We start from the raw sequence: 24595 nt of genomic DNA on the forward strand, positions 1-24595 counted from the left end.
TGCGGTTGGCCATGGTCGTCGCAGGGCGGGTGTGGATCGGATGCCCGGATGCGATCCACCTACGATTCCTGTGCCGGGGCGATCCTCGGCCGCCGGAAGTGGTTGTCGCTGACTATCGGGAGTGGGTGTCGCCGGATGGGATTGGCCGGATCGGTGCGAGTGACGGCCCGGGTGCTGGTCGCCGTCACCGCCGCCACGCTGGCGGTGGCATGTGCCAACGATGACAGCGAGTCGACGATCGTCGTCGGCGCCGGTGATTCGGCGCAGTCGGAGGTCGTCGCCGAAATCTATGCCCAAGCGCTCGCGCGCACCGGCACGCGGACGACGGTGAAAAAGCATCTCGGACAGCGTGCGGACTATCTGGCGGCGCTGGACGCGGGCACGATCACGCTGGTCGGCGATACCAGTGGTGATCTCCTGACCGCCTTCGACTCCTCGTCGTCGGCGACCGCGCCGGATCGGGCGACAGCGGCGAGCGTCGCAGAGCACCACGAGCCCGGCCCGCCGATCGACATGACCGCGGGGACGCCGATGCCGTTCGAGGCGCGCTATATCGGCTCGGTCGCCGACGATCTGAGCCGGGCGGTTCCGGAGGGTCTGGCGGTGTCCGATCTCGCCGACGCCACCGATCTGCGGCCGCAACTCGCACTCGGTGCCGCCGCGGCCGCGCGCTATCCGGCGAATGCGGCCGACCTCGCCAAGCATTGCGGTGAACTGACCGTGGGCATCGCCGGCGGGCGCGAACTCGACCCGCTGCGGACGCCGCCGGACCCGCAGCGCGATGTGCTGACGCCCCTGCGCACGGTCTACGGCTGCGATATCACCCACCACGTCGAATTTCCCGGTGACGCCGAACTGCGAAAGGCATTGCGCGACGGAGCCGTCGACGCGGGCGTGTTCACCTCGGCCGTCGCACTACTGCCGGGCGGCCCCGGTGACACGGCCGTCGGCACCGATCCGGCCGTCGTCACCGATCCGGCGTACGCCTTCCGCGCTCAGAACATCGTCCCGCTGCTGCGTCAGGGTGCGTTGGACCAGCGGCAGATCAAGAAACTCAACTACGTAGCCGGGGAACTCACCACGGCCGACCTCGCGACCATGGTCCGTCGCGTCCGTGACGAACACGCCTCGGCGGCCGGCCTCGCCCGGATCTGGCTCGACGAACACGCCCTCTGAGCACCCCGTTCGTCCGCCGTTTCCGCCCATCGACCATGATCAGGTTCGGTACGGATTCGGGCGTACAGTGCGAATAGATCACCTGAGCGGGGGTCCGCATGGTCCTGGTCATCGCGTTGGGAGTGCTGGCCGCATTCTTGTTCGCCGCGGCCGGTTATCTGCAACAGCGCGCGGCGCGCACCGTGGTCGCCGAACAACCCCGGGCGGCCCGGGTCTTCGGTATGACCACACTCATGCAGCGCCTGCTGCGCAGTGGCACCTGGCTGCGCGGCTGGATCACCAATCTCGCGGGTTTCTTCACCCAGGCGGTCGCGCTGCATCTGGGCTCGGTGGCCGCCGTGCAGCCGCTGATGTCGACTCAGCTGCTGTTCGCGGTCCCGCTCGAGGCGTTCGGACGCCGGCGTCGCCCGCGTGGCCGCGACATCTGGTTCGCGCTGCTGGTCTGCGCCGGCCTGGGCGTGCTGTTCGGCGTCGGCGGTGTGGCGCCGCTGGCGGGAGATCCGGATCGCGGCCGGGTGCTGCTGGCCACCTTCTCCGCCGCGGGTCTGGTGGCACTGCTGGCCCTGATCAGCATCCGCTGCCCGATCTGGGTGGCCGCGAACCTCGTGGCGGTGGCCGCCGGCGTCTGTTTCGCGATGAGCGCCGTCTTCATGAAGTTGACCACCGAGGATCTGGTCTATCGCGGCATCCCCGCCACCGCCACCGACTGGCCCGGCTATCTGCTCGCCGTCTCCACGCTCAGCGGGCTGGTGCTGGAACAGACCGCCTTCGCCGCCGGGCCGCTGCCCTGGGCGATCGCGGCCATGAGCGTGACGAATCCGATCGTCAGCTACGTGGTCGGCGTGCTGGCGTTCAAGGTCGAGCTGCCGCACACCCCCGGGGCACTGGCCGGAGTCGCGATCGCCGGGGCGCTGATCGCGGCCGGGATCGGCGGACTCGCGCATTCGCCGCTGGCCCGCGCCTTCTATGCCGGTAACGAGGAGATAACCGACGAATCGCCCAGCTTGATGTCGTAAAAGCTTGCGACGCCTGTGTTATGACGGTTGTGTGGGCAATCCGTCGCGTCAGGTGCTGTGGCGGGACTGTGTGGCCGGGCTCGCGGTATTCGGGCTGTACCTGGCGGTCGATGCCCTGCACACCCCGGCCCGCCGCGAACTGGCCGACCGCAACGCCCACCGCATCTTCGATCTCGAACAGTGGCTCGCGATCGACTTCGAGCGCCCGCTCAACCGCTGGCTGGAGTCACAGGCGCTGCTCGCGACACTGGCCAACTACGAATACGCCTTCACCTACATCGTCAGCGCGTTCGCGCTGCTGTTCTGGCTGTATTTTCGCCGCCGCGCCGAATACGCCCGCGCCCGCGACTCGTTCCTGCTGCTGAACATCCTGGCCATCGCGTGCTTCGCGCTCTTCCCGGTCACCCCGCCGCGACTACTGCCCGAACTGGGCTTCACCGACACCGTCGTCGCCGGCCATACCTGGGGCTCCTGGGGTTCGTCACTGGTGTCGGGGGCGAATCAGCTCGCGGCGGTCCCCTCGCTGCACGTCGGCTGGGCGCTGTGGGTGAGTGTGGTGCTGGCCCGGGTCTCCGGCGGGTGGATCGTGCAGGTGCTCAGCGCGCTGCACGTCGGGCTGACCACCTATGTGATCGTCGCGACCGCCAACCACTTCGTCCTCGACGCGGTGATCGCGGTGGCCTTCGTCGCGGTGAGTATTCAGCTGGTCGACCGCTGGTACGCGCGACCACCGGTGGTGCCGCCCGCCGACGCGTTCTTCCTGCACATCGAGAAGACCGGCATTCCGCAGCAGGTGGGCGGCATGGTCGTGTTCCGGCCGCGGGTCGACGGCGGGACCGATCTCGCCGCGGTCCGGAAACTGGTCCAGGGCGAGCTGGCACATCTGCCGCGCTTCCGGCAGCGTCTGGACCAGCCGGGACGGTGGCGCCGGGCACGCTGGGTGGACAGTCCGGTCGACTGGGACTGGCACGTCACCGAGCGCACGATTCCCGGCACCGATCCGGACGCCCTCGGCGAACCGGATGGCCGAGCGGCGGGGTCCGGGGCGGCCTTCAGCACAGTCCTCACCACCAGTGTCGCCGTCGGCCCGGCAGCCGGCAACGGGGAGTCCGCGGTGGAATCACGTGGTGCGGTGTCGGCCGAAGCGACCATGGCACCGGGCGTGGTGGCGCGTCGGGTGGACGGAATCAGCCGGGTGGTCACGGATCTCGCCGCCGAGGTGCTGCCCAAGGATCGGCCGTTGTGGCGACTCGTCCTGGTGCGCGACCCGGAGGCGGGCGCGATCGGCGTGGTCCTGCTGCTGCATCACGTGGTCGCCGACGGTATCGGCACGGTGGTGCAGGCTCTGCGCCTGCTGCGCCCGACCATCGATCTGCCGGTGGCCGAGCGAAAGCCGCCGAGCTGGGGGACCACCGTCGCCGGTACCGCGGCCGGTCTGGCGCAGTTGGCCGCCGATGCCCAGCCGAAGGGAACGCTGCCCGACGACTGTGTGCGACGCGTATTCACCGTCTGTTCGCTGGACCTGGAAACCGTTCGGGCCGTGGCTCGTTCGCATCGCGTCCGGGTGACCGACGTACTGCTGAGCGTCACCGTCACGGCGCTGCAGCGTCTTCGCCCCGATCTGGGGGAGCGCTTGGGCGGGCAGATCCGGGTGGCGGTGCCGTTGATGGTGCGCGACCCGACGTCGGGGGCGGAGGGCAATTCGACCGCCGCCGTGATGATCGACATTCCGCTGACGGCGGCGACCCCGGCGCAGCGTCTTGCCGAGATCCGCACCCGCAGCGACCGGCTGCATTCCGGAACCCGCGCGCTCGCCTCGCATTTCGTGATGGATCGAGTGCTCAGGCTGTTTCCGGAACCGGCCGTCGGGGCCTTCGCGCGGTCGGTGTACGGCGGACGGTTCTTCCACGCCATCGTCTCCAACATGGCCGGTCCCGAACTGGCGATGACCTTCGCGAATATGCCGATCACCCGGGTGTTTCCGATCCTGCCGTCGGCCCCGGGAGTTCCGCTGGTCGCCGGGGTGCTGAGCTGGAACGGCGCGTTGGGGATCGGGCTCTCGGTGGATCCGGCGCTGCTCGACGCGCCGGCGGTCGCCGCCGAGTTGCCCGATGTCCTGGCCGAACTCGCCGACACCACGTTCGTGTCCGATAAGCGTCCGTGGCCCGGTTCCGGCGAGTAGTCTTCGAGCGAGTTGATCACCGAGCCTACCGTCACCGAGGGAGGCCGCCTCATGTTCGATCGCGGGTCAGTGGCGAAAATACTTGCGGCATGCGCACTTACCGCGCTGGTGACCGCCGCTGCCGCCTGCGGCAGCGATGACTCCGGCGGCAAATCCACCGAATCGTCCAGTACCGGCACGCCGACGGTGACCCAGGCGGTGACCCGGAACTTCGAGCGCTTCTTCGACGGATCCACCTCCGCCGACCAGAAGGTCGCGCTGCTGGAGAACGGGCCCGCGTTCGCCGCCGCGATCAAGGCACAGGCCGATTCGCCGATGGCGAAATCCGCCTCGGCCAAGGTCACCAATGTCGCCAGCACCAGCACCGACCACGCCGACGTCACCTTCGACGTGCTGTTCAACGGCACACCCGCGCTGTCCGGTCAGCAGGGCGGCGCGGTGCAGATCGAGGGCACCTGGAAGGTCACGGCCGCGACCTTCTGCGCACTGCTCACCCTGGAAGGCGCGGCCCCGCCGGTCTGCGGCGCGGCCTCGGGGACGCCGAGTCCGGGTGCGACGCCGGCCCCCGGCGCGACACCTGGGAACCCCACCGTCCTTCCCGCGCCGACCAGTTGAGATCGCGATGACGTCGTCGGATCCGTCGGACCGCCGCGGCGCCGGATCTGGTCGTCCGCTGCACCGCGACGCATCGGCCGCCTCGGCTGCCGGGGCGGGCTCCGAATCCGCTGTGCCCGGTACCGGCTCCGCCCCGAACGCGGGGGCCGAGACCGGGGCGGCGGGCGGTGCGGCTTCGATGGGTTCCGTTGCGGCGCAACCTGTGTCGCCCGGTGCCGAGCGTCCTTATGTGGCGCTCGCGGTGGTTACCGCCGTCCTGTTCGTCACCTTCCTCGACACCACGATCGTCAGCGTCGTCCTCGGCGATATCCAGTCCGACGTCCATGCCGGTGTGGTGTCGCTGCAGTGGGTGGTGAACGCCTACACGCTGGTGTTCGCGAGTCTGATGCTCACCGCCGGCACCCTCGGCGACCGGTGGGGTCGCAAACGCGTCATGGTCGGCGGGCTGGTGGTGTTCGCCGTCGGCTCGGTGTTGTCCGCGGTGGCCGGAAGTGTGTCGATCCTGATCGCCGGGCGGGCGGTCATGGGCGTGGGTGCGGCGGCCTCCGAACCGGGCACCCTGTCGGTGATCCGGCACATCTTCCCCGATCGCGGCGCCCGCGCGAAGGCACTGGGTGCGTGGGCGGCGGTCTCCGGATTGGCGCTGGCGCTGGGGCCGGTGATCGGCGGGCTGCTGGTCGGGGCGTTCGGCTGGCGCTCGATCTTCTGGTTCAACCTGATCGTCGGCGTGATCGTGCTGGCGGCGGCGCTGAAATTCGTGCCGGAAAGCGCCGATCCGCAGCCGGGCCCGGTCGATTGGGCCGGATTCGTCCTGGGCGCAACGTTTCTCGGCTGCGTGATCTACGCGGCCATCTCCGGTGAGCAGGTGGGCTATTCGGCCGCCTCGGTGATCACGCTGTTCGTGATCGGCGGGATCGCCTTCGTCGCCTTCCTGGTGGTCGAGTCGCGCGCGCGCAATCCGATGTTCGACTTCCGCTACCTGGAGCGCCCGCTGGTGCGCAGTGCGCTGGTGGTGGCGTTCGCGGTCTACTTCGGCATCTTCTCGATCTTCTTCTTCACCGCGCTGTATCTGCAAGAGGTGCTGGACTATTCGGGGTGGCGAACCGCCGCGGTATTCGGCCCGATGGCCGTGGCGATCATCGCCGGCTCGCTGATCTCCGGATTCTGGGTGGCGCTGCGCGGCTCCCGCACGCCGATGATCGCCGGGTGTGTGCTCGGTGCGGCGGGCATTCTGCTCACGCGTCAGTTCCTCGGCGTCACAGTCGAATTCACGCCGCTGGCGCTGGCCCTGATGCTGGCCGGCCTCGGTTTCGGTATCGCGGTGGTGCCGCTGACCTCGGCCGTGCTGTCCGGCGTTCCGGCCGAACATTCCGGTATGGCGGCCGCCGCCACCAACACCATGCGTCAGGTCGGGGCGGTGGTGGGGGTGGCCGTACTGGGTTCGCTGGTCAATTCCTTCCTGAATTCGGACCTGCGGGATCGGTTGCGGCAGATCGGCGTGCCGGCGAATTTCCAGGCCATCGTCATCGACGCCATCGAGACCGGCAATGTCCCGGCCGGGGGTGACGCGGCGGCCTCGGCCGCCTACGGGCCGATCGTGAACCGGGTCATCCACGCCACCTACGAGGCCTTCCATCGTGGACTCGAGGTAGCGCTGCTGGTGTCGGCGATCATGATTCTGATCGCCGCCGTGGTCACCGCGCTCTGGTTACCGCGGCGCGGCGATCGCGCCGGATACGTGCACGAGGACTGAGGTCACGCGGGCAGCTCCGCTGCCGTGGTCACGCGGGCAGCGCGGTGCCGCCGGCCGAACCGGCCAGCCATTCGGTGAGCACGGGATGCATGGCGAGCGCGGGCAGTGCGCCGACCAGGGTGTCGATCAACTCGGTGCGGCCGATCTGCTCCTCGCGCAACCAGATCAGGGTCGTCTCCTCGACGAACGCGATCCAGCCGCGGAACACCAGGCGAAGTCGCGGGAGTTCGGGATCGTCGGCGGCCAGCGGTGTCTCGGCGAGGATGCGATCGACCATGGCATCGCGGGTGGCGTCGGCCAGCGCCATCAGTTCGGGGCTGCCGCTGGCGGGGCCGCGGAGCAGGCCCTGGTAGGAGATCCGGTTCTCGCTGACGTACTCGACGTAGCGTTCGACCGCGTCGCGCAGCATGCTGAACAGATCGAGGCTGCGGTCGGGCATGGTGCGAGCGAGTAGTTCCTCGTTGGCGCGGCGCACGATGGCGCGCTGGAAATCCTGCTTCGACGCGAAGTAGTGGAAGAGCAGGCCGCGGGAGATGCCCGCCTGCCGGGCGATCTCCCCGATGGAGATGTCCTCCAGCGTGCGGTCGCGCAGCATTTTCACGCCCAGCGACACCAGCTGTTCGCGCCGTTCGCCCGGGCTCAGCCGCACCCGTTTGGTGCCGGGACCGTTGTCACTCACGGTTGCCATCCTACTGAACGGTAGTCAATACTGTTGACTCCTGCTCAATAGGATCGTAGGGTTGGATACATGAGTCGTAGGGTTACAGACAACGGCCGTAGCGACGCGCTCGGAGGCGGTAGCTTGCGTGACCACGGAGAGCGCCGCGAAGGCCGTGATGAGCGGAGCCGCAGTGTAGCGGGGGCGCGTCATGTGCATACGTTGATCGTCGGCAGTGGATTCTCGGGCCTGGGCCTGGCCATCCGTTTGAGCCAGCAGCGTCGCGACGACTACCTGGTGCTCGAGCGCGGCAACGATGTCGGCGGTACCTGGCGCGACAACACCTACCCCGGCGCCGCCTGCGATGTGCCGTCGCAGCTGTACTCCTACTCGTTCGCGCTCAATCCGAACTGGTCGCGCTCGTTCTCCAAGCAGCCGGAGATCCAGTCCTACATCCAGGGCGTGGCCGATCGGCACGGCGTGCGAGACAAGCACATCTTCGACTGCGAGATGACCGGCGCCCGGTGGAACGAGGAGCAGGCCCGCTGGGAGGTGCAGACCAGCCAGGGCGCGTTCACCGCCGACATCCTGGTCTCCGCCGTCGGCGCGCTGTGCGAACCGAACCTTCCGGATATCAAGGGCATCAACGGTTTCCAGGGCCGCATCTTCCACTCCGCGCGCTGGGATCACGACGCGGATCTGACCGGCAAGCGGGTCGCGGTGATCGGCACCGGCGCCTCGGCCATCCAGATCGTGCCCTCGATCGCGCCGAAGGTGGCCCATCTCGACGTCTACCAGCGCACCGCCCCGTGGCTGCTGCCGCGGATCGACCGTCCGTACACCCTGCCCGAGCGGCTGGCCTTCAAATACGTTCCCGGCGTGCAGAAGTTGTCGCGTGCCGCCATCTACGCAGCCCGCGAAACGCAGGTCGTCGGCCTGGCGAAGTTCCCGCCGGCCATGCTCGCGCTGGAAGGCCTCGCCCGGCTGAAGCTGCGGCTCGAGGTGCCGGACGCGCAGTTGCGCGAGAAGGTCACGCCGAACTTCCGCATCGGCTGCAAGCGCATGCTGATCTCCAACGAGTACTACCCGGCGCTCAGGCGCGACAATGTCGACGTGGTCACCGACGGCATCCGCGAGATCCGCGCGAATTCGATCGTCACCGCCGACGGCACCGAACGCGAGATCGACGCCCTCATCGTGGCGACCGGATTCCACGTCACCGATTCGCCGGTGTACGAGACGATCGCCGGCCGCGACGGGCGCACGCTCACCGAGCTGTTCGACGAGATCGGGCAGCAGGGCTACAAGGGCGCGGCGATCAACAACTTCCCGAACATGTTCTTCCTGCTCGGCCCGAACGTCGGCCTCGGCCACACCTCGATGGTGTACATGATCGAATCGCAGATCAACTACATCGCCGACGCGATCGCCACCTTCGACCAGCGCGGCCTGCGTACGGTCGAGGTGCGAAAAGACGTGCAGGACACCTACAACCGCGACCTGCAGGACCGCATGTCCAACAGCGTCTGGCTCAACGGTGGTTGTGCCAGCTGGTATCTGGACAAGCACGGCAACAACACCACGCTGTGGCCCGATTTCACCTTCCGCTTCCGCAAGCTGACGGAGAAGTTCGACGTCGCGGCATACGACACGACCCGATCGACCGACGGGGCCGCGCGGCCCGATCTGAAAGTGGTAGCAGCACAGTGAGCAATGACGCTTATTTCACCGGCAAGGTATGTGTGATCACGGGCGCCGGCTCGGGTATCGGCCGCGCGCTGGCCGAGAACCTGGCCCGCCGGGGCGCGAAACTCGCCCTCTCCGACATCGATACCGAAGGACTGGCCGAAACCGTCCGCCGCGTCGAGGCGCTGGGTGCGCAGGTGAAGTCCGATCGGCTCAACGTGGCCGAGCGCGAAGCGGTGCTGCTCTACGCCGACGAGGTGAAGAAGCATTTCGGCGTGGTGCACCAGATCTACAACAACGCCGGTATCGCCTTCCACGGCGAGGTGGTCGACTCCCAGTTCAAGGACATCGAGCGCATCATGGATGTCGATTTCTGGGGAGTCGTCAACGGCACCAAGGCGTTCCTGCCCGCCATCATCGAATCCGGTGACGGCCACGTGATCAACGTGTCCAGTCTGTTCGGCCTGATCGCGGTGCCGGGCCAGAGTGCTTACAACGCCGCCAAATTCGCGGTGCGCGGCTTCACCGAATCGCTGCGCCAGGAGATGCTGGCGCGCAAGCATCCGGTCAAGGTCACCTGCGTCCATCCCGGCGGTATCAAGACCGCCGTGGCGCGCAACGCCACCTACGCCGAGGGGATCGACGCTCAGAAGTTCTCCTCGTTCTTCGACAAGCAGCTCGCCCTGCACACCCCGGAGATGGCCGCGCAGACCATCACCGAGGCCGTGCGCAAGGGTCACGGCCGCGTGCTGATCGGCTGGGAGGCCAAGGCGCTCGATCTGTTCGTGCGCACCACCGCGTCCTACTACCAGCGCATCGCGAACGTCGTCAACAGCCGGTTCCTGCCCTGATTCGCCGCGGGAATTCACTGTGATGCCTGGTTTTTCGAAATCCGTGGCCCTGCCGCTGCCCGTCGCGCGGGCCGTCCTCGGGCCGATGTTCCGGTTCGCCATGCACAGCCGGCTGCCGTGGGCGGCGCAGCGCCACCTGCTCGACGCGGGTTCGGTGCTGCAGACGCTGCCCGCCGGTACACGGGTGCATCGGATGCGGCTCGGCGGCCGTCCCGCCGAGCGGGTGACCGCCGGCGTAGCCGACGGCCCGGGTGCGGTGCTGTACCTGCACGGTGGTGGATACACCATCGGGTCCCCGGCCACCCATCGGTCGCTGGCGGCGCATCTGTCGCGCGACATCGGTTGTCCCGTCTACGTTCCGGACTACCGGCTGGCGCCGGAACATCCGTATCCGGCCGCGCTCGACGACGCCGAGGCGGCCTTCCTGGAGCTGGTGTCCACCGGCCTGGCGCCGCAGCAGATCGCGGTCGCGGGCGACTCCGCCGGCGGCGGACTATCACTCGCGCTGGCGTTGCGCCTGCGTGACCGGCACGGAATGCGGCCCGCCGCACTGGGTTTGATCGCCCCGTGGGCCGACCCGAACGAACTGCCGGCCCGCGAGCGCGACCTGGTGGTCAACAAGGCGTGGTCGCGGTTGTGCGCCGCCGCCTATCTGGGCGACGGCGATCCGCTCGATCCGGGCTACGCGCCGCTGCTCGGATCGCTGGGCGGGCTACCCGCGACCTACGTCCAGGTCGACGAGGGCGAGTTGCTGCATTCGCAGTGCGTGCGCCTGGCGGCCGCACTGCGGGCAGCCCAGGTGCCGGTGCAGTTCTCGGTGACGCGCGGGCTCTGGCACGTCTCGCAGCTGCAGGCGTCGCTGGTGGCGCCGGCCGCGCTCGCCGCGCGGGAACTGGCGGGATTCCTCGGTCAATCGCTGCAACCAGCGCAAACCGGATCCATAGGATAGAAGCCGTAGGACAGGTTCCGTCCGGCCGCATCCGTGTCGAAATTCTCGACCGGGCGGCCGGGCGGAGCCTGCCGTTGCGGCTGGCGTAAATTACTGGCGAGTAGACCACGTGGAAGGGCACCGATGCGAGAGTTCGAAGTCCCGGCTACCTACACCATCCCCGAAGACGCCAATATGTCCGATGGCGCCTTCCGGCACGCCGAGCGTACGCCCGGCCTGGTGGTGTTCAACAGGCCGGACGGCAAGGGCGGTTGGACAGATGTCACCGCCGCGGAGTTCGCGAAACATGTCACCGCGGTGGCCAAGGGACTGATCGCCTCCGGCATCGAACTCGGCGACCGGGTCGCCATCCTGGCCTCCACCCGGTACGAGTGGGTCGTGCTGGACTTCGCGATCTGGGCGGCCGGCGGCTGCACCGTCGCGATCTTCGACAGCTCCTCCGCCGAGCAGGCGCGCTGGATCCTGTCGGATTCGGGCACCAAGCTGATCGTGGTCGAGAACGCCCGGCACCGGGCCACCATCGCCGAGATCGAGGACGGCCTGCCCGAACTGCGCGAGCCGCTGGTGATCGACGACGGTGCGATCGACACCCTGCTCGCCCGGGGCAAGGATCTCGGCGACGAGGCCGTGCACGAGCGGCGCAAGCAGGTCAAGGCGGCCTCGCCGGCCTCGCTGATCTACACCTCCGGCACCACCGGCCGGCCCAAGGGCGTCATGCTCTCGCATGCCAACCTCTACGCCGAATCGGCCGCCGACCGTGCCGCGATGCCGCAGTTCCTCAAGCCCGGTCATCGCTCGCTGCTGTTCCTGCCGCTGGCCCACGTCTTCGCCCGCGCGGTCGCGCTGGCGGCCTTCGACGCCGGGGTCACCGTCGCGCACACGGCCGACTGGTCGACGCTCGTCGAGCAGTTCGGCGAGTACAAGCCGGACTTCATCCTCTCGGTGCCGCGCGTATTCGAGAAGGTGTTCAACGGCGCGAAGCAGAAGGCGCACGACGGCGGCAAGGGCAAGATCTTCGATCTGGCCGCCGACACCGCCGTGGAGTACAGCCAGGCGCTCGACAACGGCGGCCCGGGTCTCGTGCTCAAGGTCAAGCACACGGTGTTCGACAAGCTGGTCTACGGCAAGCTGCGCGAGGCCATGGGTGGGCGCTGCAAGTCCGCCGTCTCCGGCGGCGGCCCCCTCGGCGCGCGGCTGGGTCATTTCTTCCGCGGTATCGGCGTCACGATCTACGAGGGCTACGGCCTGACCGAGAGCACCGCCGCTGTTTCGGTGAACACCCCCGAACATCTGAAGGTCGGCTCGGTGGGCCGCCCGCTCGGCGGTCACGCCGCGAAGGTGGCCGAGGACGGCGAGCTGCTGCTGCGCGGCCCGGTCGTGTTCGCCGGCTACTGGAACAACCCGACCGCCACCGAGGACGCCTTCGACGACGGCTGGTTCAAGACCGGCGACCTCGGCGCCATCGACGAGCAGGGCTTCATCACGATCACCGGTCGCAAGAAGGAAATCATCGTCACCGCCGGCGGCAAGAACGTCTCCCCGGCGATGCTCGAGGACTCCCTGCGCTCGCATCCGCTGATCAGCCAGGTGATGGTGGTCGGTGACGGCAAGCCGTTCGTCGGCGCGCTGATCACCCTCGACCCGGAGGCGCTGCCGGGCTGGAAGACCCGCAACAACGTGCCCGAGGACACCCCGATCGAGAAGCTGATCGAGCTGCCGGAACTGACCGCCGAGATCGACAAGGCGGTGAAGGACACCAACAAGCTGGTCTCCCATGCCGAGGCGATCAAGAAGACCCGCATCCTGCCGGTCGACTGGACCGAGGAGAGCGGTGAGCTGACGCCGAAGATGTCGCTCAAGCGCAATGTGGTGATGAAGAACTACGCGACCGAGGTCGAGGCGATCTACGGCTGAGCCCGCTCGTACGCCCGAACGGCCCGTCTTCATCCGGAAGGCGGGCCGTTCGCGTTCGTGCCGTGCGACGATATGCGCGATCGACCCCGATGATTTTTCCCGGCTGGCGCCGTCTCATCTGTGGGGCAGTGGCCGCCGGCCGCAGGCCCGTATCCCTTCCGGAGGAGGCAATCGTGAAGTCGGCTACCGCATATCTGATGTTCGACGGGGATGCCGAGGAGGCATTCACCTTCTATCAGTCGATCCTGGGCGGGGAACTGCAGATGGTCCGCTATCGAGACATGGGTGACGGCGGTGGCGGGAACCTGCCCGAAGAGGTGGGCAAGCGAATCGCCAACGCCGCGTTGACCTGGCGGGAGGATCAGCTGCTGATGGGGTCGGACTGTCCGCCCGATCAGCAGATCAACCACGACAACGTGCCGTTCAGCGTTTGCCTGGATGTGGACGACGAGGCTGAGGCCGGACGGATCTTCACCGGGTTGTCCGCGGGCGGACAGGTCACCATGCCGCTGGGCAAAACCGAGTGGGCGAAGCAGTTCGGCATGGTCACCGACAAATTCTCGGTGCCGTGGATGATCAATCTGTACGGCGGCGAATAGATTTCGACCGCACGCCGTGGCCCGCCGGGCGGCGTCGGTTGTGGGAGCTAGCTGTAGGGAATGGGTTCGTTGGCGCGCACCCACGCCTGTTCGGCCTCGCTGCCGGCGTCCGGTGGGAACAGTCCGTCGATCATCCACAGATCGCGCGGGGATTCGTAGGTGTGGAATTCCCAGTGCAATCCACGCGCGCCGGTGTAGGGCTCCATGATCGAGTTGAGCCGCTGCGTCGACCGCTTGCGCATCTGCGGGTCGTCCAGATGGCGCGCGAGATGTTCCACGACGATTCGCACCGTGTTGTTCGACGGCTTCCCGCCGACGAAGAAGGACGTCTCCTCGATCTCCCGGAACAGCACGACGACGTAGAACTCCGGCAAGCCGAAGGAGGCGTACAGCGCGGTGATGTCTCGGGCGAAATCCTGTTTGTCGGCGTCGGAATAGGTGCCGGCGGGGTGGTGGACATGCCACAGTGGCATCGGTGATCCCTTCGAAAGATGATGTGCGGTAACGGGTTCAGCGGGAGATGGTCAGTGCGAGGCCTTCGACGGGGCCGGACAGTGCCGCCTTCACGCCGCGCGTGACGTCGTCGACCAGCACTTCGGTATCGCCGCGCAGTACGCCGTCGAAGACGGCCTCGGCCACCACGTTCGGTGCGAGCTTGTCGCCCGGGAGGCGCCGTACCATCTCGGTATCGGCGAATCCCAGATGGACGCCGACCACCTGCGTGCGCTGTGCGGCCAGCTCCAGCCGCAGCGAATTGGTCAGCGACCACAGCGCCGCCTTCGACGCACCGTAGGCCGCCGCGCCCGCGGCCCACGACAGCACCGAATGGATGTCGATGAGGACGCCGCCGCCGTTGTCCGCCAGAATCGGCGCGAATGCCTGGGCCACCCGCAGCGGGCCGAAGACGTTGGTGTCGAACGTGGTGACGATATCGGCCATATCGGCGGTCAGCAGCGGTGCGGGGAGGAGAACGCCGGCATTGTTCACCACGATTTCGACGTCGCGGGCCCGCAATGCCGCGGCGGCGACCGAATCGGCGTCGGTGACGTCCAGCGCGAGCGGCTCGACGCGGGGGTCGTCGGCGGCCTTCGGGGTGCGGGCGGTGGTGTAGACCTTGGCGGCGCGGCGCCTGAGCAGCTCGTCGGTGAAGGCTCTGCCGAGCCCCCGCTGCCCGCCCGTCACCAGTGCGACCGCTCCTTCGATTCCGGCCATCTCTCGTCCTTTCGGATCGTTCGGGGCGACTGCTCACCCTCTGGGTAACGATCTCGTTAGTTAGATGACAGCACAGCCCGGCTGGGTAACGCAAGCGTTAGGTAACATGGGGTCGTGTCGATGATGTTCGAGCCGCGGCTGAGCGACCGGGATGCCTGGTCGATCGGTGACCGATGTTCGGCCGGACGGGTGCTCGAGTTGCTCAGCACCCGGACGGTTTTCCTCGTCGTCCGCGAATGCTTCTACGGCACAACACGATTCGAGGACTTCACGACACGGATCGGCACCTCGGCGCCGGCGGTGTCGCGAGCGCTCAAACAGCTCGAGTCGGCGGGCATCGTGGAACGGGTGCCGTATCGGGAACCCGGCCGGCGCGAACGCGCGGAATACCGCCTGACCGCGGCCGGTGAGGACCTGCTGCCGGTATTCCTGTCACTGATGCAGTGGGGCGACAAATATCTGCAGGACGGGAAGCCGCCGCTGTCGTTCGTCGACCGGGAATCCGGAGCGGTGGTGGGGGTACGCGTCACGCCTGAGCAGGGACCGGACAAGAAGGCCGACGAGCTCGAGATTCGACTGAACTCGTCGGTGCCGGGTCAGCCCACGGGCCCCTGGGCGAGCGACGCCTGACCGGACTCGCTCTGTCCCGAGCGGTCCACCCAGGTGAGCGTGACGGTATCGCCCGGGTGATGCTGATCCATCGTGTTCGTCATGGTGGTCGCCGAATCGATGCCGTGGCCGTCCAGCCCGGTGATCACATCGCCCGGGGCCAAGCCCGCGGCCTGTGCCGGACCGCCACTCACGATATTGCGGACCAGCGCGCCGGAACCGTTGGCATCGCTCATCGTGATACCGAGGAACGCGGAATCGCCGATGTGCACGCGGTCCGAACTCTTGCCCGCCTGGATCTGCGCGGCGATCGTCTTCGCCTTGTCGATCGGAATCGCGAAGCCCTGACCACCGCTCGCGCCGAGCTGGAAACCCTGGGACGCGGCGGTGTTCACGCCGACCACCTGGCCGGAGGTGTTGATCAACGGGCCACCCGAATCGCCCGGCTGGATATTCGCGGCAACCTGGATGAGACCGGTCAACTGCTCGGCGGCGCCGGCCGATTCGTCACTGGCGGTGATGGAACGGTCCAGTGCGGTGACGCGTCCGGCGGCGGCGGTCGGGGAGCCGGTGCCGCCCGCGTTGCCGACACCCACGATGGCATCGCCGACCTTCACCTGGTCCGAATCGCCGAGCGGCGCCGTCCGCAACCCGGAGGCGCCCTGCAACTTCACCACGGCCAGATCGTCCTGCCGGTCGAATCCGGCGACGCTGCCGCTGTAACTGCGGCCGTTGCCGAGGTCGGTGACCGAGATGTCGGTCGCGCCTTCCACTACATGGTTGTTGGTGAGGATCGTGCCGTCGGAGCCCAGCACGATGCCGGTTCCGGCGCCCGCGCCGTTCTGCATGCCGAGTTCGGTATTGATCACGACGATGCCCGGCACCACCGCGTTGGCCGCCTGCTCCAGCGCCGTGGACTGCGGTTGCGAATCGACCGGCTGCACCACCGAACCCTGGCCGTGGCCGAACGGGGCCGCCTGGTTGGGGCCGTGCGCATCGATGCGGGATCCGACCAGGGCGATCGCGAGCGCCACCACCGCGACCAGGGCCGCCACCGCGCCGAAGGTCAGGCCGTGCCGAGGCGTGCGTCCGCGCGGGGAGTACTGCGGGTGAGGCTGACCCGGATACTGCCCCTGGTACGGCGGCTGACCCGGATAGCCGTGCGGGCCGTATGCCCCCGGCCGCTGTTCGTACGGTCCAGGCTGGTGCGGCCGATTGCCCTCGTTCGGATACACGCTCATCACGTCCTGTTCGGTCACATCCTGTGTGTCGGCTCGGACCCGGCCCCGACGCATCTGGATCCTCTATCAATTAAGCGCGCGATTCCTGAGAAGCGGCTGGGTGCTTGCCGTGGAACCGCCGACATGGGCTGGATCACGTCCGGCTTCGAGTTCTGACGAATCCGTGACGCTGCGGCCGTTGCGCTCGTTCGGGAGGGTTCGCCCGGGGCAATCCGCAGTACGCTCGCCGTTATGGCCGGATCGGGACTGCGCGCGGCCTGCGGAATCGTCTCCGCGGGGCTGGCGCTGGGCGCCGCGGAATTGGTGTCGGTCCCGGTGGGGGCGGGGAGCGCGCCATTGGCGGCGATCGGGGCGACGGTGGTCGACCACACGCCCGACGGGGTGCGGGAATGGGCGATCGACACCTTCGGCACGAACGACAAAATGATGCTGTATCTGCTGATGGGCGTGGTGGCGCTGATCGTCGCGGCGCTCGTCGGGGTGGTCGAGCGAACCGCGCGGCCGATCGGCTCGGTGGTGCTCGGCGTCTTCGGCATCGGGGCGGCGTGGGCTGCGCTCGAACGCCCGGCCGCCGACTGGACCTGGGCGCTGCCGTCGGTCGTGGGGGTGGTGCTGGCAATCGTCTCGCTGCGGTGGCTGATTCGGCGATACGAGGCGTTCGGTGCGCCGGCGATGGCGCGGGGTGGTGGCGACGGCGGGCCCGCGGCGCCGGGCTCGGGTGGCGGTGCCGGTGCGGGCAGGGGAGCTGGGGCCGGTGCGGAAACGGGTGCGCAAGACCCTGCCGGTAGCGAGGGCCCCGATGCGATGCCGGCGCTCGTCGAGGGAGACGACGCTCGCCTGAGTGCGCGCGGAGCCGCCTGGCCACGCGTGGTGAAACCCGATGTGGCGCAGGTCGATCGACGGCACGTGATGCGGGGGATCGTCGGGGTGGGAGTACTGGCGGTGGCGGCCGGAATCGCCGGGCGCGTACTCGGGGCGAGCGCGCGCAGTGTGGCGGGGGAACGGGCGGCGGTGCGGCTGCCGCCGCCGAATGTGCCGGTGCCCCCGGTGGATCCGGCCGCGGATCTGCGAGTACCGGGACTGGCGTCGTATCTCACCCCTGATTCCGACTTCTACCGGATCGACACCGCGCTGACCGTTCCGCAGGTCAGCAAGGACACGTGGTCACTGCGGATCCACGGCATGGTGGATCGCGAAATCCTGCTCGACTACGCGGATCTGGCGCGCAGGCCGTCGGTGGAACGCTTGGTGACGCTGACCTGCGTATCGAATCCGGTCGGCGGCGATCTGATCGGCAATGCGAGCTGGCTGGGCTATCGGCTCGACGAATTGATCGCCGAGGCGGGCCCGCATCCCGACGCCGATATGGTCTTGTCCCGCAGTGCCGACGGCTTCACCGCCGGAAGTCCGCTCGCCGCGCTCACCGACGGGCGCGACGCGCTGCTGGCGGTCGGCATGAACGGTGAGCCGCTGCCCGTCGAGCACGGATATCCGGCCCGGCTGGTCGTGCCCGGTCTCTACGGTTACGTCTCGGCCACCAAATGGGTCACCGAACTCGAGATCACGAGATTCGATCGCGCTCAGGCCTATTGGACGCGGCGCGGCTGGTCCGAACGCGGGCCGATCAAAACCGGCACCCGCATCGACACCCCGCGCGGCGCCGTCCGGGCCGGGAGGGTGACGATCGCCGGTGTGGCCTGGGCACAACACCGCGGCATCGACGCCGTCGAGGTCCAGATCGACAACGGCCCATGGCAACCCGCCCGCCTGGCCGCCGAACCGTCCGTCGACACGTGGCGGCAATGGAGTTACGACTGGGATGCCGCCGCGGGAACCCATACGGTCCGCGCCCGCGCCACCGACGGCACCGGCACGGTTCAGACCGCGGAGGTCGCCGACGTCATTCCGGACGGAGCGAGCGGCTACCCCTCGCGGACGATCCGAGTCGGGTAGCCGCGCGACCTCCGCCGACGCGGCCGAGCGGGGATATGCGGCCCGGCGCCGATCGGTGACGCGCACCGCGGCGAAGACGGCGAGGTCCGCGTGGCGTACTGCCACGCGGACCTCGTATCGCGCTGCGCGCACCCTGTTCGGCGCGCCGACCGGCCTCAGGCCTCAGCCGGGGATGCCGGCCTTCTCCGGTTCGGAACCGGCCTCGGCCTCCTGCTGCTTTTTCGCCGAGCTGCCGACGAACAGGGCCGAAGCCACCACACCGATCAGCAGGATCGCGCCGGGCAGGATCATCGCCTGCCCGAGGGCCGTGCTGAACTTGTCGAGGATCTGCTCGGGAATATGGCCCATTCCGGTGCCGCCGCCCTCGCCGAATTGTCCGCTGCCCAGACCCTGCGCGGACATGCGGGCCGAGACCAGCGCGCTGATCGCGGCGCTACCGAGTACCGAACCGACCTGCCGGGTGGTGTTGTAGACACCCGCGCCGGCGCCGGCCTGGTGGATCGGAAGGTTGCGGGTGGCGGTCGACGCCAGCGGCGCCCAGATGCAGGAGTTCGACAGACCGGCGATGCCCGCGACCACCAGGAACAGCACGATCGAGCTGTCCGGCTTCATCAGTGCCGCGAAGCCGAAGACGGTCAGGGCGAACACCCCGAATCCGAGGGTGGGCAGAATGCGCGGCGGCATCCGGTCGGAGATCTTGCCGATGAACGGCGCGGTCAGACCGGTGACGATGGCCATCGGCGCGAAGACCAGCGCGGCGCGGGTCGGGGTGTATTCGCGCACGGCCTCCAGGTAGAAGTACGCCGGCACCATCAGCGAGGTGACCGCGGCGCCCATCGCGGCGATCGCGACGCTCGACATCGAGAAGTTGCGGTCGCGGAACAGGCTCAGCGGAACCAGCGGCTCGTCCTTGTTGCGCGCCTGGTTCACCACGAACAGACCCAGCACCACCAGTCCGGCGATGATCATCGTCCAGATCCAGGCGTCCCAGTCCCGGGTGTTGCCCTCCTGAATGCCGAAGACCAGCAGGAACATGCCGACACCGCTGAGCACCACGCCCACGAAGTCGAACTTGTGCTGGTGGGTCTCCAGATTCGGCACCAGCCACATCGCCAGCGCGAACGCGATCACGCCGATCGGCACGTTGATGTAGAAGATCCAGTTCCAGCCCTGCCAGTCGACCAGCACGCCGCCGAGGATCGGGCCGACCAGTGTCGCGAGGCCGGCGACGCCGCCCCACAGCCCCATCGCCGCGCCGCGCTTGTCCGGCGGGAAGGTGCGGGTGATGACGGCCATGGTCTGCGGCGTCATCAACGCCGCGCCCAGGCCCTGCACCGCGCGAGCCGCGATCAGCATCTCCACATTGGCCGATACCGCGCACCACAGCGAGGCCAGGGTGAAGACCGCGAGACCGGCCAGGTAGATGTTCTTCGGGCCGAAACGGTCACCGAGGCGGCCGGTGACCAGCAGCGGGACCGCGTAGGTGAGCAGATAGGCACTGGTCACCCAGATGACTTTGTTGATGTCGGTATGCAGGTCCTGCATGATCGCCGGATTGGCCACCGCGACGATGGTCATATCCAGCAGGATCATGAAGAACCCGACGACCAGCGCGGTGAGCGCCAGCCACGGATTTCTTTGCGATGTCATAGATTTCGTTCCTGTTCCCGGCATCGATCGACGACGACGACCGATGGGTGGTTCGTATGAAGGTCTCGGGGCGCGCCACGTACCTGCGCCCGATCAGTGCTCGGCAGTGGTCGCACCGCCTTTCCGCAGCTCGGCGAGTACGTCGTCGGTCAGGGCCGCACCCCAGTCATGGCCGAGGTCACCGGTCTTCTCGGGGCAACGGGTTCCGCCCTCGTCGAATTCCAGCCACGGCAGCGAACCGTCGCGCAACTCCTCGATGAGACCGCGCAGCCACGTGACTTCGTGCCGCGCGAGCCCCACCAGATAGTCGATGACCATCCAGTACCGCCGGGGTACCTCGCGGGAGCGCGCCCATTCCCGGATGGCGTCGAGTTCGGTGATGTCGTTGTCCAGCCAGCCGATACGCTCGGTGATCAGGGCGATCACCTCGTCGACCGGAAGGTTGTGGGCCTCCGCCAAGCCGATGGGGAAGATCGGATACTCACGAATCGGCTGACGGACGATATCGGCGATGCGGGTGCGCAGCGCCGCGGTACCGGCTTCGGTGATGCGGTAGGTGGTGCGTTCCGGCCGGTTGCCCGAACGCTCGGTACCCTCCGCCTGGACCATGCCTTGTTCGGCCAGCCGGGTCACCGTGTGATAGAGCGAGCCGGGGCGAATCTTGAGCAGATTGTCCTTCCGGCGCTTGAGCAGCAGTTGATACATCTCGTACGGATGCATGCGGTCTTCTTCCAGCAGCGCCAGTACCGAGATCGCCAATGGCGTCAACGTGGCACCCGGCTGCTTGGACATCGGTCTCGACTCCCTTCGTCACTGCCGCCGCACACTACGCGGACGGCCCGACATGCTCCGGCTCAAATATTCCACGCCGAATATACGACGCGGAAGTGTGCCGGCACAAGGTGGTTCCACTCATGACGACGATCGAGCGTGCCCGAATGTGACACGAATCCGGGCGCCGGAAACGGCGAACGCCGGACCGCACCGCTCCGCAGAGCGATCCGGCCCGGCGTCCGGGCGATACGACCTATTCGGTGCGACCTATTCGGTGGGGGCGAAGGCCTCGTCGACGATCTCCTGCTGCTCCACCGCGTGCACCTTGGACGAACCCGAGGACGGGGCCGACATGGCACGGCGGGAGATGCGGCGCAGCTTGTTGAACCGGTCCGGCAGGATCTCCGGCAGGTTCAACCCGAAGAACGGCCAGGCGCCCTGGTTGGCCGGCTCCTCCTGGACCCACGCCAGATCCGTGGCGTTGGGGTAGGTCGCGAGCTTCTCGTTGAGCCGGTAGGACGGGATCGGGTACAGCTGTTCGATGCGCACGATCGCGACGTCGTCACGGTTCTTCTTGGCCTTCTCGGCGACCAGCTCGTAGTAGAGCTTGCCGCTGGTCAGCAGGATCCGCTTGACCTTCGACCGGTCGCCGTCGCCACTCTCGTAGGTCGGCTCCTCGAGCACCGAGCGGAACTTCGCGTCGGTGAAGTCCTCGACGTTGGAGACGACGGCCTTGTTGCGCAGCATCGACTTCGGCGTGAAAACGATCAGCGGACGGCGGATGCCGTCGAGTGCGTGCCGGCGCAGCAGGTGGAAGTAGTTCGACGGAGTGGAGGGCACCGCCACCGTCATCGAACCCTCGGCGCACAGCTGCAGGAACCGCTCGATACGGCCGGAGGTGTGGTCGGGACCCTGACCCTCGTGACCGTGCGGCAGCAGCAGCACGACCTCCGAGAGCTGACCCCACTTGGCCTCACCGGAGGAGATGAACTCGTCGATGATCGACTGCGCGCCGTTGACGAAGTCACCGAACTGCGCCTCCCACAGGACCAGCGCGTCCGGGTTGCCCAGCGAGTAGCCGTATTCGAAACCGACGGCCGCGAACTCGCTCAGCGCCGAGTCGTGCACCGCGAACCAGCCCGGATTCTCGCTGCCGATGTTGTGCAGCGGGGTGTACTCGGCACCGGACTTGCGGTCGATGATCACCGAATGCCGCTGGGTGAACGTGCCGCGCCGGGAGTCCTGACCGGTCAAGCGCACCGCGCGGCCCTCGTCGATCAGGGTGCCGAAGGCCAGCAGCTCGGCGAAGGCCCAGTCGATCTTGCCCTCGTAGGCCATCTCGCGACGGCGCTCCAGCACCGGTTTCACGCGCGGATGCACGCTGAAGCCGTCCGGCACACCCAGGAAGGCGTCGCCGATGCGCTGCAGTACCGACTTGTCGACCGCGGTGACGACGGTGCCCGGCACGGTCTGCTCCTCCTCGACCGATTCGCTCGGCTCCGGCGGATACTTCTCCAGCTCGCGGACCTCGTTGAACACCCGCTCCAGCTGGCCCTGGTAGTCGCGCAGGGCGTCCTCGGCCTCTTTCATCGAGATGTCGCCGCGGCCGATCAGAGCCTCGGTGTAGGACTTGCGGACGCTGCGCTTGGTGTCGATGACGTCGTACATGTACGGCTGGGTCATCGACGGGTCGTCGCCCTCGTTGTGGCCGCGACGGCGGTAGCAGATGAGGTCGATGACCACATCCTTGTGGAACTTCTCGCGGAAGTCGGTCGCCAGGCGCGCCACCCAGGTGCAGGCCTCGGGATCGTCGCCGTTGACGTGGAAGATCGGCGCGCCGATCGACTTGGCGATATCGGTCGAGTACTCGGTGGAGCGGCTGTTCTCCGGTGCGGTGGTGAAGCCGATCTGGTTGTTCACCACGATGTGCACCGTGCCGCCGACGCGGTAGCCACGCAGGCCCGACATGTTCAGCGTCTCGGCGACCACACCCTGGCCGGCGAAGGCCGCGTCACCGTGCAGCATCAGCGGCACGACCGAGAAGGTGCGCGCCTCCTCGCCCTTGGTGACCAGGTCTTCCTTGGTGAGCAGATCCTGCTTCGCGCGGACCAGGCCCTCCAGCACCGGGTCGACGGCCTCGAGGTGCGACGGGTTGGCCGTCAGCGACACCTCGATGTCGTTGTCGCCGAACATCTGGATGTAGGTGCCGTGCGCGCCGAGGTGGTACTTCACATCGCCCGAGCCGTGGGTGGCGGCCGGGTTCATGTTGCCCTCGAACTCGGTGAAGATCTGCGAGTACGGCTTGCCGACGATATTGGCCAGCACGTTCAGGCGGCCGCGGTGCGGCATGCCGATGACGACCTCGTCGAGCCCGTGCTCGGCGCACTGGTCGATGACGGCGTCCATCATCGGGATGGTCGACTCGGCGCCCTCCAGCGAGAAGCGCTTCTGGCCGACGTACTTGGTCTGCAGGAAGGTCTCGAACGCCTCGGCCGCGTTCAGCCGCGACAGAATGTACTTCTGCTGGGCGACGGTCGGCTTCTCGTGCTTCTGCTCGACCCGGTCCTGAATCCATTGCAGCTGTTCGGTTTCCAGGATGTGGGTGTACTCCACACCGACGTGGCGGCAGTACGCGTCGCGCAGCACCGAGAGCACGTCGCGCAGCTTCATCCGCTCCTGGCCGTGGAAGCCCGCGACGTTGAATTCGCGGTCGAGGTCCCACAGGGTCAGTCCGTGCTGGGTGACGTCGAGGTCGGGATGGCTGCGGAACTTGTCCTTCACCAGCCGCAGCGGATCGGTGTCGGCCATCAGGTGGCCGCGACTGCGATACGCGGCGATCAGCTCCTGGACGCGCACGCTCTTGTCGACACCGCGCTCTTTGATGTCCTTGCGCCAGCGGACCGGCTCGTAGGGCACACCCATGCCGTGGAAGATCTCGTCGAAGAATTCGTCGGAGATCAGCAGGTTGTGGATGGTGCGCAGGAAATCACCCGACTCCGCGCCCTGGATGATGCGGTGGTCGTAGGTGGAGGTCAGCGTCATCAGCTTGCCGATACCGATCTCGGCGAGCTGCTGATCGCTCATACCCTGGAATTCGGCCGGGTACTCCATGGCACCCGCGCCGATGATCGCGCCCTGGCCGGGCATCAGCCGCGGCACCGAGTGGTTGGTGCCGATGGTGCCCGGGTTGGTCAGCGAGATGGTGACGCCGGTGAAGTCCTCGGTGGTGAGCTTGCCGTCGCGCGCCCGGCGCACGATGTCCTCGTAGGCGCTGTGGAACTGCGCGAACGACATCGTCTCGGTGTTCTTGATCGCCGCGACGACCAGGGTGCGGCTACCGTCCTTGCCCGGCAGGTCGATCGCCAGGCCGAGGTTGGTGTGCGCGGGGGTCACCGAATTCGGCTTGCCGTCGACCTCGGCGAAGTGGCGGTTCATATTCGGGAACGCCTTGACCGCCTGGACGATCGCGTAGCCGAGCAGATGGGTGAACGAGATCTTGCCACCGCGGGTACGGGCCAGATGGTTGTTGATGACCAGACGGTTGTCGATCATCAGCTTCGCCGGAATGGCGCGCACGCTGGTCGCGGTCGGGATGGTCAGCGACGACGACATGTTCTTGACGATCGCCGCGGCCGGACCGCGCAGCACCTTCGACTCGTCGGCGGCCGGTTCGGCCGGAGCGGTCTTGGTGGGGGCGGCGTTGGAGGTCGGCGCCGGAGTGGTGCTGGCCTGCGGCTTGCTGCCGCGAGCCTGCGGC

19 protein-coding genes are annotated in these 24595 nt (G+C 67.8%); 12 read left to right on the forward strand and 7 right to left on the reverse strand.

The features are described 5' to 3' along the window. Nucleotides 1-135: 135 nt before the first annotated feature. From AC5592_RS21460 to AC5592_RS21480, 5 genes are all read left to right on the forward strand, one after another. Nucleotides 136-1176 carry a glycine betaine ABC transporter substrate-binding protein gene (locus AC5592_RS21460; RefSeq protein ID WP_063065232.1) on the forward strand — a complete coding sequence of 347 codons (1041 nt, stop codon included), beginning with the start codon at nucleotides 136-138 and terminating at the stop codon, nucleotides 1174-1176. 98 nt (nucleotides 1177-1274) lie between these two features. Then, nucleotides 1275-2192 (forward strand): DMT family transporter, encoded by a 918-nt coding sequence (locus AC5592_RS21465; RefSeq protein WP_051024922.1) that lies wholly within the window; start codon nucleotides 1275-1277, stop codon nucleotides 2190-2192. Between the two features lie 31 nt (nucleotides 2193-2223). Further along, nucleotides 2224-4374 carry a bifunctional phosphatase PAP2/O-acyltransferase family protein gene (locus AC5592_RS21470; RefSeq protein ID WP_051024924.1) on the forward strand — a complete coding sequence of 717 codons (2151 nt, stop codon included), beginning with the start codon at nucleotides 2224-2226 and terminating at the stop codon, nucleotides 4372-4374. A gap of 51 nt (nucleotides 4375-4425) precedes the next feature. After that, nucleotides 4426-4989 carry an MTB12 C-terminal domain-containing protein gene (locus AC5592_RS21475; protein ID WP_157122100.1) on the forward strand — a complete coding sequence of 188 codons (564 nt, stop codon included), beginning with the start codon at nucleotides 4426-4428 and terminating at the stop codon, nucleotides 4987-4989. Nucleotides 4990-5167: 178 nt separating this feature from the next. Then, nucleotides 5168-6742 (forward strand): MFS transporter, encoded by a 1575-nt coding sequence (locus AC5592_RS21480; RefSeq protein WP_084506988.1) that lies wholly within the window; start codon nucleotides 5168-5170, stop codon nucleotides 6740-6742. A gap of 28 nt (nucleotides 6743-6770) precedes the next feature. On the opposite strand, the gene AC5592_RS21485 is transcribed toward AC5592_RS21480, so the two are convergent. Further along, nucleotides 6771-7430 (reverse strand): TetR/AcrR family transcriptional regulator, encoded by a 660-nt coding sequence (locus AC5592_RS21485; RefSeq protein WP_036504719.1) that lies wholly within the window; start codon nucleotides 7428-7430, stop codon nucleotides 6771-6773. A 60-nt stretch (nucleotides 7431-7490) separates the two neighbouring features. Between AC5592_RS21485 and AC5592_RS21490 the strand changes: the two genes are divergently transcribed. The 5 genes from AC5592_RS21490 (at nucleotide 7491) to AC5592_RS21510 (ending at nucleotide 13399) form a co-directional block, all read left to right on the forward strand. Continuing rightward, nucleotides 7491-9110, forward strand: a complete 1620-nt coding sequence (locus AC5592_RS21490) for a flavin-containing monooxygenase (protein ID WP_084506980.1) — start codon at nucleotides 7491-7493, stop codon at nucleotides 9108-9110. Continuing rightward, on the forward strand, nucleotides 9107-9937 hold the full coding sequence (locus tag AC5592_RS21495; protein ID WP_036504721.1) for an SDR family NAD(P)-dependent oxidoreductase: 831 nt from the start codon (nucleotides 9107-9109) through the stop codon (nucleotides 9935-9937). Before AC5592_RS21490 ends, AC5592_RS21495 begins: the two co-directional genes overlap by 4 nt. A 22-nt stretch (nucleotides 9938-9959) precedes the next feature. After that, nucleotides 9960-10886 (forward strand): alpha/beta hydrolase, encoded by a 927-nt coding sequence (locus AC5592_RS21500; RefSeq protein WP_036504724.1) that lies wholly within the window; start codon nucleotides 9960-9962, stop codon nucleotides 10884-10886. A gap of 123 nt (nucleotides 10887-11009) precedes the next feature. Further along, a complete protein-coding gene (locus tag AC5592_RS21505; protein ID WP_063065234.1) occupies nucleotides 11010-12800 on the forward strand; it encodes an AMP-dependent synthetase/ligase in 1791 nt (596 codons plus the stop codon). A gap of 173 nt (nucleotides 12801-12973) precedes the next feature. After that, a complete protein-coding gene (locus AC5592_RS21510) occupies nucleotides 12974-13399 on the forward strand; it encodes a VOC family protein (RefSeq protein WP_198163902.1) in 426 nt (141 codons plus the stop codon). Between the two features lie 47 nt (nucleotides 13400-13446). Here AC5592_RS21510 and AC5592_RS21515 read toward each other — a convergent pair whose 3' ends face one another. After that, on the reverse strand, nucleotides 13447-13872 hold the full coding sequence (locus AC5592_RS21515; RefSeq protein ID WP_063065236.1) for a tautomerase family protein: 426 nt from the start codon (nucleotides 13870-13872) through the stop codon (nucleotides 13447-13449). A 37-nt stretch (nucleotides 13873-13909) separates the two neighbouring features. Continuing rightward, a complete protein-coding gene (locus tag AC5592_RS21520; protein WP_063065237.1) occupies nucleotides 13910-14611 on the reverse strand; it encodes an SDR family oxidoreductase in 702 nt (233 codons plus the stop codon). A gap of 120 nt (nucleotides 14612-14731) precedes the next feature. On the opposite strand from AC5592_RS21520, the gene AC5592_RS21525 reads away from it, so the two are divergent. Next, the gene (locus AC5592_RS21525) at nucleotides 14732-15241 is read left to right on the forward strand and encodes a winged helix-turn-helix transcriptional regulator (RefSeq protein WP_063065262.1); all 510 of its coding nucleotides are present in this window, start codon (nucleotides 14732-14734) and stop codon (nucleotides 15239-15241) included. Here AC5592_RS21525 and AC5592_RS21530 read toward each other — a convergent pair. After that, complete coding sequence (locus AC5592_RS21530) at nucleotides 15208-16479, reverse strand: S1C family serine protease (protein ID WP_232329481.1); 1272 nt, start codon at nucleotides 16477-16479, stop codon at nucleotides 15208-15210. The two genes, AC5592_RS21525 and AC5592_RS21530, sit on opposite strands and share 34 nt — an antisense overlap. Before the next feature lie 213 nt (nucleotides 16480-16692). Here AC5592_RS21530 and AC5592_RS21535 point away from each other — a divergent pair, with 213 nt between their 5' ends. Then, nucleotides 16693-18414 (forward strand): molybdopterin-dependent oxidoreductase, encoded by a 1722-nt coding sequence (locus tag AC5592_RS21535; protein ID WP_063065238.1) that lies wholly within the window; start codon nucleotides 16693-16695, stop codon nucleotides 18412-18414. A gap of 162 nt (nucleotides 18415-18576) precedes the next feature. Here AC5592_RS21535 and AC5592_RS21540 read toward each other — a convergent pair whose 3' ends face one another. The 3 genes from AC5592_RS21540 to AC5592_RS21550 form a co-directional block, all read right to left on the reverse strand. Further along, nucleotides 18577-20064 (reverse strand): DHA2 family efflux MFS transporter permease subunit, encoded by a 1488-nt coding sequence (locus AC5592_RS21540; RefSeq protein ID WP_036504738.1) that lies wholly within the window; start codon nucleotides 20062-20064, stop codon nucleotides 18577-18579. 93 nt (nucleotides 20065-20157) lie between these two features. Then, a complete protein-coding gene (locus AC5592_RS21545) occupies nucleotides 20158-20856 on the reverse strand; it encodes a PadR family transcriptional regulator (RefSeq protein WP_036504741.1) in 699 nt (232 codons plus the stop codon). Nucleotides 20857-21105: 249 nt separating this feature from the next. Further along, nucleotides 21106-24595: multifunctional oxoglutarate decarboxylase/oxoglutarate dehydrogenase thiamine pyrophosphate-binding subunit/dihydrolipoyllysine-residue succinyltransferase subunit (locus tag AC5592_RS21550; RefSeq protein WP_063065239.1), on the reverse strand; the 3490-nt coding region annotated here is incomplete at its 5' end.

Source organism: Nocardia violaceofusca NBRC 14427 (assembly GCF_963869435.1).
Lineage (GTDB): Bacteria > Actinomycetota > Actinomycetes > Mycobacteriales > Mycobacteriaceae > Nocardia > Nocardia aobensis.

Bases quoted from the DNA above. Each gene is read 5' to 3' on its own strand.
- AC5592_RS21545 (WP_036504741.1), bottom strand. From the start codon at position 20,856: ATGTCCAAGCAGCCGGGTGCCACGTTGACGCCATTGGCGATCTCGGTA.
- AC5592_RS21500 (WP_036504724.1), top strand. From the start codon at position 9,960: ATGCCTGGTTTTTCGAAATCCGTGGCCCTGCCGCTGCCCGTCGCGCGG.
- AC5592_RS21460 (WP_063065232.1), top strand. From the start codon at position 136: ATGGGATTGGCCGGATCGGTGCGAGTGACGGCCCGGGTGCTGGTCGCC.
- AC5592_RS21475 (WP_157122100.1), top strand. From the start codon at position 4,426: ATGTTCGATCGCGGGTCAGTGGCGAAAATACTTGCGGCATGCGCACTT.
- AC5592_RS21515 (WP_063065236.1), bottom strand. From the start codon at position 13,872: ATGCCACTGTGGCATGTCCACCACCCCGCCGGCACCTATTCCGACGCC.
- AC5592_RS21480 (WP_084506988.1), top strand. From the start codon at position 5,168: ATGGGTTCCGTTGCGGCGCAACCTGTGTCGCCCGGTGCCGAGCGTCCT.
- AC5592_RS21535 (WP_063065238.1), top strand. From the start codon at position 16,693: ATGGCCGGATCGGGACTGCGCGCGGCCTGCGGAATCGTCTCCGCGGGG.
- AC5592_RS21540 (WP_036504738.1), bottom strand. From the start codon at position 20,064: ATGACATCGCAAAGAAATCCGTGGCTGGCGCTCACCGCGCTGGTCGTC.
- AC5592_RS21525 (WP_063065262.1), top strand. From the start codon at position 14,732: ATGATGTTCGAGCCGCGGCTGAGCGACCGGGATGCCTGGTCGATCGGT.
- AC5592_RS21465 (WP_051024922.1), top strand. From the start codon at position 1,275: ATGGTCCTGGTCATCGCGTTGGGAGTGCTGGCCGCATTCTTGTTCGCC.
- AC5592_RS21485 (WP_036504719.1), bottom strand. From the start codon at position 7,430: ATGGCAACCGTGAGTGACAACGGTCCCGGCACCAAACGGGTGCGGCTG.
- AC5592_RS21490 (WP_084506980.1), top strand. From the start codon at position 7,491: ATGAGTCGTAGGGTTACAGACAACGGCCGTAGCGACGCGCTCGGAGGC.
- AC5592_RS21505 (WP_063065234.1), top strand. From the start codon at position 11,010: ATGCGAGAGTTCGAAGTCCCGGCTACCTACACCATCCCCGAAGACGCC.
- AC5592_RS21520 (WP_063065237.1), bottom strand. From the start codon at position 14,611: ATGGCCGGAATCGAAGGAGCGGTCGCACTGGTGACGGGCGGGCAGCGG.